The sequence below is a fragment of the Ruegeria sp. BC2 genome (genome assembly GCF_056539245.1).
Genome location: NZ_JBQFUQ010000001.1, coordinates 489,515 through 502,548 on the forward strand (window position 1 = coordinate 489,515; position 13,034 = coordinate 502,548).

A 13,034-nucleotide genomic window follows, 5' to 3' on the forward strand; every position below is an offset into this window, starting at 1 on the left:
GGTGTTTTGCGCAGCCTGGGTTCCGGCTGCGGCTGTCGCGCAGACCCTTATCTCGCCCGAAGCATTCCTGGACGCGGTGGTCGGAAAGACCGTCACGTTCCACGAATTGACCAGCGGTATGCTTGTCGGCACCGAGGAGTTCCTCAGCCCAACCCGCTCGGTCTGGCGGCGAGAGGGCGAGGGCTGTGTCTATGGACAGATCACGACGCCTGACGGCAAGCTGTGTTTCCTCTATGACACCGAGCCCGGCCCGGTATGCTGGTGGCCATTCGAGCATGATGGGCGGTTGCTGGTCAGGATCGCGCGGCTGGGGGATGGCGAAATCCAGGAAGTCAGCGGATTTTCGGACGACGGCCTGGATTGTCCTTCCGTTCCCGTCAGCTGAAAATTCCGGTTGCGGTGCAGGGATTTATCCCTCAGAATATCAACAAGGCCCGTCAGAGGCTCGTCGGCAGGACCCGAGCAGTCAGCCGCAGTTTGAACAGGATGTCCAGCATCGCACCCGCCAAATCAGGCTGGGGGTTTTCGCGTGTGTGGTGGTCTGTCCGCCCTGAACCGCTAGATTTGCGCAGTCGGGCGAAATGCCGCGAAAAACCGCCTTATTTCTTCCATATTTTGTGGATTCACGCGATTTTTGGCGTGACGTTTGACGTTTGGAAAGGTAGAATCACAAGCGGATAGGCAAGAAAAACACCGCTTTGCGGGATCATAAATACAGGCGGACAGAGCATGACATTGAATCTTTCGATGCCCGGGCACGACGAACTCAAGCCTCGGATTACGGTATTTGGCGTAGGCGGTGCAGGTGGAAACGCCGTCAACAACATGATTGAAAAACAACTCGACGGCGTTGACTTCGTGGTAGCCAACACGGACGCGCAGGCACTGCAGCAAAGCCGCTCGTCGGCGCGGGTGCAACTGGGCATCAAGGTAACCGAGGGTCTGGGCGCAGGCGCCCGCGCATCGGTCGGCGCCGCCGCCGCCGAAGAAAGCATCGAACAGATCGTCGATCACCTGGCCGGCGCGCATATGTGCTTCATCACCGCCGGCATGGGCGGGGGCACCGGCACCGGCGCCGCTCCGATCATCGCGCAGGCTGCGCGTGAACTGGGTGTGTTGACCGTGGGCGTAGTGACCAAACCGTTCCAGTTCGAAGGCGCCAAGCGGATGCGCCAGGCCGAGGACGGCGTCGAGGCGTTGCAGAAGGTCGTCGATACACTGATCATCATCCCGAACCAGAACCTGTTCCGTCTGGCCAATGAAAAGACCACGTTCACCGAGGCCTTCTCGATGGCCGATGACGTGCTGTACCAGGGCGTCAAGGGCGTGACCGACCTGATGGTGCGTCCGGGCCTGATCAACCTCGACTTCGCCGACGTCCGCGCGGTGATGGACGAGATGGGCAAGGCCATGATGGGTACGGGCGAGGCCGAGGGCGAAGATCGCGCCATCCAGGCCGCGGAAAAGGCCATCGCCAACCCGCTGCTGGACGAAATCAGCCTCAAGGGCGCCAAGGGCGTATTGATCAACATCACCGGCAGCCATGACCTGACTCTGTTCGAACTGGACGAAGCCGCCAACCGCATCCGCGAGGAAGTGGACCCCGAGGCCAACATCATTGTCGGATCCACTCTGGACCCCGAGATGGAAGGCAAGATGCGCGTGTCGGTCGTGGCAACCGGCATCGACGCCAGCGAAAGCGGCTCAGAGGCACCGGCTCCGCGCCGGTCCATGTCCGCTCCTCTGACCCGTACCGTATCGGCGGAAGAAGAAGCAGCACAGCCGGCTCCGGTCGCGGCGGAAGTTGCTGAACCGGCTCCGCAGCCCGAAGCTCCGCGCGAACCGTCTCTGTTTGAAGCGGCCGAAGAGCCTTCGCACACGACTTTGCAATTCGGTCAAGGCGCGGATGAGGCTGTCGAGGACGATGACGACGGGCTGCCTCCTCCGGCCTATCAGCCACGCAGCGGCGAGTTCGATCCGCAGCCCGAGCCGGCCGAACGCCCGGCGGAAAGTTATCAGCCGCAACAGGTGCCGCATACTCCTGGAACGCCTTCGCCTGCCGCGCTGGAACGGCTGCAGGCAGCTGTTCAGAATGTACCGACTTCGGCCCAGCGTCTGACCGCGTCGCGCCCGCAGGAACCGGCGCCGCAGCGCCAGCCCGCCGCCGAGGAACGGCCGCGGTTCGGGTTCAACCGTTTGATCGACCGGATGACTGGGCACGCCCCGGATACCCCCGCTCAACCGGCCCGGCAACAGCCTGCGATGCGCCAGACTGACGCTACGGCACCCTCGCATGAAGAGGTCGATCCCGAGCAGGAGCGGATCGAAATTCCGGCTTTTCTGCGCCGTCAGGCCAACTGATCGCGGTAACAATATCCACTCACGGGGTCGCCGAAAGGCGGCCCTTTTTCCTTTTGATGCAAACGTTTAAGTGCCAGTAAGCAGGGTTTTGCCGATCTGTTGCAGAACTGTTTCATTCAGTTACAAAGAGTGAGTTGAGCCTTGACCCGCGCTTCCTTAACTGAGGGTGCAACACAGCCGGAAAAGGCTGGACACCGCTCACCGAGGTTCAATTTGCAACAGACGCTCAAATCTTCGATCACGTTCAAAGGCGTGGGCCTGCACAGCGGCAAGCCCGCGACGATGGTTCTGAAACCGGCAGCTGCCGGTCACGGGATCTGGTTCAAGCGGACCGATATCGAACTGGGCAATGCGTTGATCCCGGCCATTTACGATGTGGTCGAAAGAACCCAACTATGTACGCGCCTGGTCAATGACGCCGGCGTTTCGGTGTCGACCGTCGAGCACATCATGGCCGCGCTGGCAGGGTGCGGGATCCACAACGCATTGATCGAGATTGATGGACCCGAAGTTCCCATCATGGACGGTTCTTCGATCGACTTCGTGCGCGGTATCATCGCCAAGGGTGTCCGCCGTCAGGCCAGCCCGGTTCTGGCGTATGAGGTCCTCAAGCCGGTCGTGGCCGAGCGGGAAGGTGCCCGTGCCTCGATCCGGCCGGCTGACGGTTTGATCATCGAGTTCCACATCGATTTCGAAGACACTGCGATCGGCAGCCAGTCGAAGATCCTGGATATGCGCAACGGGTCGTTTGCTCGGGAACTGTCCGACTGCCGGACCTTCTGCCGCCGAACCGATGTCGAGGCGATGCGCGAAAACGGTCTGGCCTTGGGCGGCACTCTGGAGAATGCGGTTGTTGTTCAAGGGGCCGAGGTGCTGACACCGGGTGGCTTCCGTCACCAGGATGAAGCCGTGCGCCACAAAATGCTGGACGCGTTGGGAGACCTGTATCTGGCCGGCGGCCCGATCTTTGGTCACTTCGTCGGCGAGAAATCCGGCCATGCCATGACCAACACATTGCTGCGCAAGCTGTTCGAGACGCCTGGCGCCGTGCGTCCGGTGCTGTGCACGCCTGAGCAAGCCGCACAACTTCCCGGGCAAGGGTTGGTCTGGGACGAAATCCCCGAAGTTGCCTGATCCGGCACGGCCCGGCGACAAATCGGTCGCGGGGCCGATAAGGCGTTTTGCACCGGAATTTTATGTGCTAGACCAAAGCTCAATCCGGGGTTACCCAAAGAGACAAGACGACTAGGATGGGCGGTATGGTTGGCACCAAAGCGGCAGTCAGGCTTGCGGGCGCGATTCTTCTGGCAGCTACTTTGACGGCCTGCGGCAACGCGGGTGGCCTGTTTGGTAACAAGGGCGCTGACAAGTCCCAGAACCTTGAAGGCTTTACGCCCGAGCAGATCTACACCCGTGGCGAATACGAGCTTGCGCAGAATCGTCCCGCAGATGCGGCCTGGTACTTTTCCGAAGTCGAACGGCTTTATCCCTATTCCGACTGGGCCAAGCGGTCACTGATCATGCAGGCTTTCGCGTTCCACTCGGACAAGGAGTATGAAGAAAGCCGCGCCGCCGCGCAGCGGTATATCGACTTCTACCCAACCGACGAAGACGCAGCTTATGCGCAGTACCTTCTGGCGCTCAGCTACTATGACCAGATCGACGAGGTCGGCCGCGACCAGGGTCTGACCTTCCAGGCATTGCAGGCGCTGCGCACCGTGATCGAGGTCTATCCCGACAGCGAATACGCCACCTCGGCGGTGCTGAAATTCGATCTGGCCTTCGACCATTTGGCGGGCAAGGAAATGGAGATTGGGCGCTATTACCTGCGTCAGGATCACTATACCGCGGCCATCAACCGTTTCCGTGTCGTGGTCGAGGATTTCCAGACCACCAGCCACACAGCCGAGGCGCTGTACCGCTTGGTCGAGGCTTATCTGGCCTTGGGTCTGGTCGACGAGGCTCAATCGGCCGGCGCGATTCTGGGCTACAACTACCAGTCGTCTGAATGGTACGACGCGGCTTACAAGCTGCTGACCTCGCGTGGGCTCGAACTAAAGAGCCGCGGCAACAACTGGCTCAGCACGATCTACCGCCAGACGATCAAGGGCCAGTGGTTGTAATCGCCATGGTCACAGGCTTGGGACGCTGACGACCCGATGCTGCGCGCCCTTGATATCCGCGATATGCTGATCATCGACCGGCTGGAATTGACCTTTCAGCCGGGCTTGAACGCGCTGACCGGCGAGACGGGGGCGGGCAAGTCGATCCTGCTCGACTCGCTGGGCTTTGTGCTGGGCTGGCGCGGTCGGGCCGAACTGGTCCGGCAGGGGGCCGCGCAGGGCGAGGTCGTGGCCGAGTTCGAACTGCCCGAGGGTCATCCCGCCCATGCGATCCTGACCGAGGCCGGTTTGCCCGGCGGGTCGGAACTGATCCTGCGCCGCGTCAACACTGCCGAGGGGCGCAAAACCGCCTGGGTCAATGACCGCCGCTGCTCGGGCGAGGTGCTGCGGGCGCTGTCGGAAACCTTGGTCGAACTGCACGGACAGCATGATGACCGGGGCCTTCTGAACCCGCGCGGCCATCGCGGCATGCTGGACGTCTATGCGGGGGCCGAGCCGCAATTGACCGCCGTACGCGCCACCTGGACCGAGATGGCGCGGGCCCGCAAGGCCCTGGCCGAGACCGAGGCCGCCGTGGCCGCCGTGCGCAGCGAAGAAGAATTTCTGCGGCATTCCGTGGCCGAACTCGACAAACTTGATCCGCAGCCGGGCGAGGACGCCGAACTCGACGCGCGCCGCCGGATGATGCAGGGGGCCGAGCGCATCCGCGACGACGTGGCTCGTGCCTTTGCCCTGCTGGGCGGTGACGGGGCCGAAGGTGCGCTGGCGGATGCCGTGCGCTGGCTGGAAGGTGTCGCCGACCGGGCCGAGGGCCAACTGGACGAGCCGATCGCCGCCCTGGGGCGCGCCCTGATTGAACTGGGCGAGGCGCAGGACGGCGTGACCGCATGCCTTGAGGCGCTTGACTTCAACCCGGCCGAGTTGGAGCAGACCGAGGAACGTCTGTTCGCCATCCGCGCGCTGGCCCGCAAACATGACGTGGCCCCCGATGATCTGAGCGGTTACGCTGACACGCTGCGCGCCCGTCTGGGCCAGCTTGAGGCCGGAGACGCCGACTTGGCCGACCGTCGCGCTGCGGTTCAGGCCGCGCAGGCCGCCTATGACGCGGCCGCCGAGGCACTCAGCGCCCTGCGGCGTGAGGCCGCCGGTCGGCTGGACGCGGCGGTGATGGCCGAGCTTGCGCCGCTGAAGATGGAGCGCGCGGTGTTCCAAACCCAGATCACGCCCGCTGAACCCGGACCCGATGGGCAGGACGCCGTGGCGTTCACCGTGGCCACCAACCCGGGTGCGCCGTCGGGGCCGCTGAACAAGATCGCGTCGGGCGGAGAACTCAGCCGCTTTCTGCTGGCGCTCAAGGTGTGCCTGTCGGGCGATGACAGCACCCGGACAATGATCTTTGACGAAATCGACCGCGGGGTGGGCGGCGCCACCGCGGACGCCGTGGGCCGCAGGCTTGCTGCGCTGGCGCAGGGCGGGCAGGTGCTGGTGGTAACCCATTCTCCGCAGGTCGCGGCCCGCGCGGCGCATCACTGGCGGGTTCAGAAGCACGTGACCGACGGGCAGACCCTGTCCACTGTCCTGCCGCTGTCCGAACCGGACCGGATCGACGAGATCGCACGCATGGTCTCGGGCGACGTCATCACGGATGAAGCCCGCGCGGCCGCCCGTTCGTTGTTGCAAGCCTGATGCAGCCGGGCGGCGACACTTGCCTTCAATATCTTGTCAGCCGACTTTTCTAAGCGCCCGGCGTGGCTTAGTAAGGGATACCTGTTTATCCACAAAGCCCCATGACACAATCAACCCGAACCGTCCTGCGCACTCAGCTCAACCAGGCCCTGGCCGCGCTCAAGGACGCGTGGCGGGTACTGCGGCACCGCGGGCCAAGCCAGATCCAGTTCTGGTTCATCGCGCTGGTGATCGGGATCACGGCGGGCTTCATGGCTTTGGGATTTCGCAAGGGGATCGCGGCCCTGCAAGCGCTGGTCTATCAGACCGACGACATCCTGTTTCTGCACAGCTTTGCCGAGAAGCTGCACTGGGCCTGGATTTTGGCGATCCCCACGGTTGGAGGGCTGGTCGTCGGGATCATCCTGCACCGCTTTACCGATGACGGGAGAGTTCGGTCTGTCGCCGATGTGATCGAAGGATCCGCGATCAGTGATGGCCGGGTCGAAACCAAAGCAGGGGTCGCGTCGTTTTTTGCCTCGCTGATCACGCTCAGCACGGGCGGGTCGACGGGCCGGGAAGGACCTGTCGTGCACATGGCCGGCGTGATTTCAACCTGGGTGTGCCAGCGTATCAACGCGGATGGAATAACCGGCCGCGACCTCCTGGGCTGCGCCGTGGCCGCCGCTGTATCGGCCAGCTTCAACGCCCCGATCGCCGGAGCGCTGTTCGCGCTGGAAGTCGTGCTTCGCCATTTTGCAGTCCACGCATTTGCACCGATCGTGATCGCGTCGGTGGCCGGCACTGTCATCAACCGGCTGGCATATGGCGATGTGACAGAGTTTGTCTTGGATACGCCCGGATCCCTGCAATTCTACGTCGAACTTCCGGCCTTTTTGATCCTTGGGCTGATCTGCGGGCTGGTCTCGCTTCTGCTGATGCGGTCGATCTTTTTTGCCGAAGATTTCGGCAATCACGTGCAGGCGCGCCTGTCGCTGCCGCGCTGGCTGCGACCCGCCGTGTCCGGCGCGATGCTGGGCGTGCTGGCGGTGTGGTTTCCGCATATCATCGGCGTCGGATACGAGACGACCATCCGTGCCCTGACCGGAGATCTGGTGCTGACTACGGCCATACTGTTTGCAGTGATGAAAACCGTGGCAGTGGCCATAACCATGGGTGGTCGTATGGGCGGAGGGGTATTTTCTCCGTCGTTGATGATCGGCGCGCTGACTGGCCTTGCCTTTGGCCTGATCGCCACAGGCTTTCTGCCAAGCGTGTCGGGCACGCATACGCTATATGCTTTTGCCGGCATGGGTGCTGTCGCGGCGGCGGTTCTGGGCGCTCCGATCTCGACCACGCTGATTGTGTTCGAACTGACCGGAGACTGGCAGATCGGCCTTGCCGTGATGGTCTCGGTGTCCATGTCCACGGCGTTGGCCTCGCGCCTTGTGGACCGGTCCTTCTTCCTGACCCAGCTCGAGCGCCGGGGGGTACACCTGGCCGCCGGGCCACAGGCTTATTTGCTGGCGATGCTGCGCGCCGGGGCCGTGATGCGCCCGCTGGGAGATCCGAATACGGCAAGCAGGGAGGAGGTTCAGGAGATGATCGAGCAGGGCCTGTGCGTCCGGGCCAGCGCAACCCTCGAGGCGGCAATGCCGTATTTCGATCGAGACGGAGTCACCTGGCTCCCGGTGGTTGTTCGGGATGACGACGGGGTCGAAAACCCGGTCGGAGCCTTGTACCACGTGGACGCATTGAAGGCGTACAACCGTGCACTGGCCGCAACAGCGGCCGAGGAACACTCATGACGAAGCAGTGGCAGGCCAGCCACTGAGAGTTTCTCTTTGATTTTGACACCTTGTCAAAAGGTGAGAACATTCTAGCCTGATTGAAGGATTATCCTTGATAGTCACTTTTATGGAGGTCTGAACATGTCTTTCGAACGGATTTCTTTGCTGACTGTGGTGGTTGCGGTTTCGATGATTGGTGCTGTCCCCGCGCGGGCGCAGGAGGCTCCGTACGTGACCGGATTTCTCGGTATCACCGATATGGGCGACTATGATTTTGATTATTTCCAGACAGTTCCTTCGGTCGTGGTTGGCCAAGGCACCATCACAACCGACAATGGTGTAACCTACGGTCTGGCCGTCGGACTGCGTGTCGCGCCAAATCTGCGGGCCGAGTTCGAACTTTCATATGCTTCGAATGATACCAAGGAAATCGGCCGCCCGTTTACTCAGTATGACGGAAGCTTTGATGCGACCTTCGGGATGGCAAACCTTTGGTATGACGTCCCGGTTCAGGGCAGGTTCAAGCCCTATGTTGGTGGCGGGCTCGGGTTTGCGCGCGTGTCCCATGACGGTCAGTCTGGTGCTGGCGTCACATTGGTCGATGACAGTGACACCGCCATTGCGGGGCAATTGGGGTTTGGCGGACGCTTTCAGGTAGGGGAACGCGGGAACATTGACATCGGGTACCGCTACAAGACGACCGGCGATCTTGATTTCACCACGACCCAAGTGTTCATCCCGACAGATCTCGCGAATGGCCGCTACTCTTCGCACTCGCTCATTCTCGGATACAGCTACAGTTTCTGACAGACGTAGTTGAGGGCCAGGTTTGTCCAGCCCTCAAATCTGTTCGACCTTCACCGATTCCAGCGGGTAGAAAGCAAGGTAGCCTTTGATTTCGGCAACGGCGGGAATTGGATCTTCATAGCTCCAGACCGCATTCTGCGTCACGCTCGACTTGTTGACGATCGAGTAGTGCGTAGCATCGCCTTTGTGCGGGCAATGGGTCAACTTGTCGGTCTTGTCCAGAAAGGCCATCGCGATGTCTGCGCGTGGAAAGTAGATGACGGGAGCCAGATCGCCTTCCAACAGTTCCAGGGCGTTGGTCGTTTCGCCCAGAATCGCGCCACCGGACCTGACGCACCACTTGCCAGGTGCTTTGCGGATCTTGATGTAGTCTGTCATGTCTGCTCCTTCCCTCGTCGTCGCGGCCTCGTTGTGGTCAGGCCTTCGCCTATGCCCATAATATGTGACAAACGGGTGTCACAAGGGCGCGGTTGCGGCATCCAACCACAGTTGCGCGGCATGTGACAGTCTTGGCCGGACTTTTTCCGCCACGTCCCGGTGATACGCGTTCAACCAATCACGCTCGGCAGTGGTCAGCATGTCGACGACGATCAGGCGTCGATCGATGGGGACATATGTCAGTGTCCGCCAGCACAGCATCGCGCGCTCGGGGTCTGCGCCGGGTAGGGCGGGGGCCTCCTCAACAACCAGCAGGTTCTCAATCCGAATGCCGAAGGCACCTTCGCGGTAGTAACCCGGTTCGTTCGACAGGATCATCCCGGGCTCGAGCGGAACGTGGCTGACCCGCGCCAGGCGCTGTGGCCCTTCGTGAACGCTCAGGTATGCGCCGACACCGTGGCCGACGCCGTGATTGAAATCCTGGCCCGCGGCCCACAAAGGTGCCCGGGCGATGCACTCGATGTCTCGACCGGCCAGACCAACGGGCCAGCGCAGTTGCGACATCGCGATCATTCCCCTCAGAACCCGGGTAAAGCAGGTTTTTTCCTCGTCTCCCACCGTGCCGATGGGGATCGTCCGGGTGATGTCCGTGGTGCCATCCAGATACTGCCCGCCGCTGTCCAGAACCAGAATATGACCGTCCTCAAGCCGGCTGTCGGTTTCCTCGGTCACTCTATAGTGCATGATGGCGCCGTTTGGCCCGGTGCCCGCAATGGTGTCGAACGAGATATCCTGCAACGCATTGTCGCGCCGCCGGTTCTCCTCCAGCCGTGTGACCACCCGCGTTTCGGTCACGCTGCCGGGGGGTTGGGCATCCAGCCAGCACAGAGTTTCGATGACGGCGGCGGCGTCACGAAGATGCGCGGCGGCGCTGCCGGCAATTTCGGCTTCGTTCTTGCAGGCCTTCGGCCGGGCGCAGGGATCGCCACCGTCCACAGCCCGGTCGCCAAGCACATCGGCAACGGCTTGCGGCAGAGTTCCCATGTCCACTTGCACCGCGCCCTCAAGCGCCGCAACAGCGTTCAGGAACGCGTCGGGTTCGTGGATCGAAACCCGCGGCCCGAGATGCTCGTCCATCCCCTTCAGCTTTTTAGCGGCCATGAACAGGTCCACGTGCCCGTCGGCCTGCAAAATCGCAAATCCATGCGCAACCGGGTTATACGGAATGTCTGACCCGCGGATGTTCAGCAGCCACATGATCGAGTCCGGCAACGTGATGACGGCAGCCGACCTCCCGTTCTGAGCCAGCGCCGAAGCCAGCCGCGAGACCTTGCTTTCGGCGCTTTCGCCTGCAAATTCCAGCGGGTGCACCTTGACCGGGTTCATCGGCGGTGGTGGCTGGTCGGACCAGATGCGGTCCACAAGATTGTCTGAAGGAACCAATTCGATCCCGCTATTCTGCAGCTCGGCCCGGGTTGCGGTGATCTGTCCGGCGGAATGCAGCCACGGATCGAACGCCACCTTCCCTCCATCGGGCAGCTGCTGCTTTAACCACGCCGAAAGGCTTACGTCGGGCCACGGTACCGGCGTGAAATCGGACGCCACCTGCGCCTTGACCTGAGTGCGATACCGTCCGTCCACAAATACGCCGGCCACGTTTCGCAGCGCTGCGCAGAACCCGGCAGAACCAGTGAATCCGGTCAGCCATGCCAGCCGCCCGTCGCGGGCGGCCACATATTCGCCCTGATGCGCGTCGGCACGCGGGACGATGAAGCCATCCAGTCCTTCGCGCTCCAATTCTTTGCGCAACGCCGCCAAACGTGGCGGCCCCTGTTCGGGCCGCGCCGTGACTTCGAAAGACTGGAACATCTGCTTCTCCTTCGGCTCGCTACAGGTCTTGTTCGCCTGCCTTCACCTATCTTTGAAATGCTCCCGCTAGAGGCAAGACCGGCCTCAGCCGGCCTTTTTCATGCCCATCACGCGGGCCCGCGCGCGCGGGTCGCTGTCGAACAGCGCGGCCAATTGCTCGGTCATCGCTCCTGCCAGCTGTTCGACATCGGTGATCGTGACCGCGCGATCATAATAGCGGGTGACGTCGTGGCCGATGCCGATGGCCAGCAACTCGACCATCTTGCGCTTTTCGACCATGGCGATGACGTCGCGCAGATGTTTCTCAAGGTAGTTGGCGGGGTTCACGCTGAGCGTTGAATCATCGACCGGAGCGCCATCCGAGATCACCATCAGGATTTTGCGCTGTTCACGACGCGCCAGCATCCGGCGGTGCGCCCATTCCAGCGCCTCGCCGTCAATGTTTTCCTTCAGCAGGCCTTCTTTCATCATCAGGCCAAGGTTGGGCCGTGCGCGGCGCCAAGGCGCGTCGGCGCCCTTGTAGACGATGTGGCGCAGGTCATTCAGGCGGCCGGGTTGCTGCGGTCTGCCGTCGTTGAGCCACGCCTCACGCGCTTGTCCACCCTTCCATGCCCGCGTCGTGAAGCCCAAGATCTCGACCTTCACGTTGCACCGTTCCAGCGTGCGGGCCAAAACATCGGCGCAGATCGCTGCAATGGAAATCGGCCGTCCACGCATCGAGCCAGAATTGTCCAGCAACAGCGTCACCACGGTGTCGCGGAACTCGGTATCCTTCTCGACCTTGAAGCTGAGCGGTGTCGTGGGGTTGGCTACCACCCGCGCCAGCCGACCGGCATCCAGAATGCCCTCTTCGCGGTCAAACTCCCAGCTGCGGTTCTGCTGTGCCTGAAGGCGGCGCTGCAGCTTGTTGGCCAAGCGGCTTACAGCGCCCTTCAGCGGCTCGAGCTGCTGATCCAGATAGGCGCGCAGCCGTTCCAGTTCGGCGGGTTCGGCAAGGTCCTCGGCCGCAATCTCTTCGTCATGTGTGTTCAGGTAGACCATGTAGTCCGGATCGGCCTCGGAGGCGGGCGGAGGGGCAGGCGGCTCCAAAGGCGCTTCGCCCTCGGGCATCTCGGCTTCTTCACCCATCTCGTCCTCGGCCATCTCGTCCATCGAGACCTGCGCCTGAGACTGATCCTGTTGCTCTTCCTGAGTTTGCTCGGGCGTCGCGTCGGCGTTCTGTTCGTCTTGGTCGTCCTGGCCGGTGCTGTCCGGATCGGGCTGTTCTTCGGCGTCTTCCTCGGCCTGATCTTCCTGATCTTCGTCCAGTTCGTCCGGGTCGTCACCCAACTGGTCACCATAGCCCAGATCCTTGATCATCTGGCGGGCGAATTTGGCGAATTCGGCCTGATCCGAGAGCACCTCGTCGAGATTCTCCAACACCCCGCCGGCCTGTTCCTCGATGAATCCGCGCCACAGGTTCATGACGTTCTCGGCTGCAGCGGGCAGATCACGCCCGGTCGCCAGATGACGGATCAGATAACCCGCCGCCACCGCAAGCGGTGCCTCCGAGGGTTGCTTGCATTGGTCATATCCGCGCCGCAACGCCTCGTGGCCGATCTTGACGTCAATGTTCGAAGCCGTGCCGGGCATGTCCCGGGCGCCCATCGCTTCGCACCGGGCGGTTTCCATCGCTTCATAGAGGTCGCGCGCCATATCTCCCGGAGGCGCATATCGTGCATGCGTCGCATCGTCATGGTAGCGACGGTTCAGCGCCAGGGCATCTGCGGTGCCCCGCGCCAAAAGAACCTCTTCGCGTGTCATTCGGCGTGACACCTGCGGCAGGCGCATCGAGTCTCCGGACAGGCCCGACGGGTCGACGGAATAGCTTACCGACAACTCGGGATCATCGGCCATGACCTTGGTCGCCTCGGCCAGAGCCTTCTTGAACGGATCAGCAGGGTTGTCGTTCTTCTGCGCCATATCTATCAGCCCTCACTCACGCCCTTAGGCCCGACGCCCGGTTAAAGTGGCCGGACCCCGTCTTCATCTGGCCCCCGAT

Annotated in this window: 10 protein-coding genes; 7 read left to right on the forward strand and 3 right to left on the reverse strand. The window is 62.2% G+C overall.

Annotation, left to right across the window (positions count from 1 at the left end; genetic code table 11):
• Position 1: 1 nt before the first annotated feature.
• From ACR0CU_RS02420 to ACR0CU_RS02450, 7 genes are all read left to right on the forward strand, one after another.
• Positions 2 to 385: a hypothetical protein gene (locus ACR0CU_RS02420; RefSeq protein WP_367647495.1), complete on the forward strand. Its 384-nt coding sequence runs from the start codon at positions 2 to 4 to the stop codon at positions 383 to 385.
• A gap of 344 nt (positions 386 to 729) precedes the next feature.
• Positions 730 to 2,361, forward strand: coding sequence for a cell division protein FtsZ (gene ftsZ / locus ACR0CU_RS02425; protein ID WP_170444925.1), 1,632 nt, complete (start codon positions 730 to 732; stop codon positions 2,359 to 2,361).
• A gap of 213 nt (positions 2,362 to 2,574) precedes the next feature.
• Positions 2,575 to 3,495: a UDP-3-O-acyl-N-acetylglucosamine deacetylase gene (gene lpxC, locus ACR0CU_RS02430; protein ID WP_093964852.1), complete on the forward strand. Its 921-nt coding sequence runs from the start codon at positions 2,575 to 2,577 to the stop codon at positions 3,493 to 3,495.
• A gap of 125 nt (positions 3,496 to 3,620) precedes the next feature.
• On the forward strand, positions 3,621 to 4,484 hold the full coding sequence (locus tag ACR0CU_RS02435) for an outer membrane protein assembly factor BamD (protein WP_170340921.1): 864 nt from the start codon (positions 3,621 to 3,623) through the stop codon (positions 4,482 to 4,484).
• 36 nt (positions 4,485 to 4,520) lie between these two features.
• Positions 4,521 to 6,170 carry a DNA repair protein RecN gene (gene recN / locus ACR0CU_RS02440; protein ID WP_170391020.1) on the forward strand — a complete coding sequence of 550 codons (1,650 nt, stop codon included), beginning with the start codon at positions 4,521 to 4,523 and terminating at the stop codon, positions 6,168 to 6,170.
• Between the two features lie 101 nt (positions 6,171 to 6,271).
• Positions 6,272 to 7,957, forward strand: coding sequence for a chloride channel protein (locus ACR0CU_RS02445; RefSeq protein WP_170525253.1), 1,686 nt, complete (start codon positions 6,272 to 6,274; stop codon positions 7,955 to 7,957).
• Positions 7,958 to 8,080: 123 nt separating this feature from the next.
• Positions 8,081 to 8,746, forward strand: coding sequence for an outer membrane protein (locus ACR0CU_RS02450; RefSeq protein ID WP_480642385.1), 666 nt, complete (start codon positions 8,081 to 8,083; stop codon positions 8,744 to 8,746).
• A gap of 33 nt (positions 8,747 to 8,779) precedes the next feature.
• Here ACR0CU_RS02450 and ACR0CU_RS02455 read toward each other — a convergent pair whose 3' ends face one another.
• The 3 genes from ACR0CU_RS02455 to cobT all read right to left on the reverse strand — a co-directional run bounded on the left by ACR0CU_RS02455 (position 8,780) and on the right by cobT (position 12,955).
• Positions 8,780 to 9,124, reverse strand: coding sequence for a DUF427 domain-containing protein (locus ACR0CU_RS02455; RefSeq protein ID WP_170340927.1), 345 nt, complete (start codon positions 9,122 to 9,124; stop codon positions 8,780 to 8,782).
• A 78-nt stretch (positions 9,125 to 9,202) separates the two neighbouring features.
• Positions 9,203 to 10,993, reverse strand: coding sequence for an aminopeptidase P family protein (locus tag ACR0CU_RS02460; protein ID WP_480642387.1), 1,791 nt, complete (start codon positions 10,991 to 10,993; stop codon positions 9,203 to 9,205).
• A gap of 84 nt (positions 10,994 to 11,077) precedes the next feature.
• The gene (cobT, locus tag ACR0CU_RS02465; RefSeq protein WP_170444942.1) at positions 11,078 to 12,955 is read right to left on the reverse strand and encodes a cobaltochelatase subunit CobT; all 1,878 of its coding nucleotides are present in this window, start codon (positions 12,953 to 12,955) and stop codon (positions 11,078 to 11,080) included.
• Positions 12,956 to 13,034: the final 79 nt, after the last annotated feature.

Coding starts and splice junctions, on each gene's coding strand:
- ACR0CU_RS02450 (WP_480642385.1), top strand. CDS start 8,081: ATGTCTTTCGAACGGATTTCTTTGCTGACTGTGGTGGTTGCGGTTTCG.
- ACR0CU_RS02435 (WP_170340921.1), top strand. CDS start 3,621: ATGGTTGGCACCAAAGCGGCAGTCAGGCTTGCGGGCGCGATTCTTCTG.
- recN (WP_170391020.1), top strand. CDS start 4,521: ATGCTGCGCGCCCTTGATATCCGCGATATGCTGATCATCGACCGGCTG.
- cobT (WP_170444942.1), bottom strand. CDS start 12,955: ATGGCGCAGAAGAACGACAACCCTGCTGATCCGTTCAAGAAGGCTCTG.
- ACR0CU_RS02445 (WP_170525253.1), top strand. CDS start 6,272: ATGACACAATCAACCCGAACCGTCCTGCGCACTCAGCTCAACCAGGCC.
- ACR0CU_RS02460 (WP_480642387.1), bottom strand. CDS start 10,993: ATGTTCCAGTCTTTCGAAGTCACGGCGCGGCCCGAACAGGGGCCGCCA.
- ftsZ (WP_170444925.1), top strand. CDS start 730: ATGACATTGAATCTTTCGATGCCCGGGCACGACGAACTCAAGCCTCGG.
- ACR0CU_RS02455 (WP_170340927.1), bottom strand. CDS start 9,124: ATGACAGACTACATCAAGATCCGCAAAGCACCTGGCAAGTGGTGCGTC.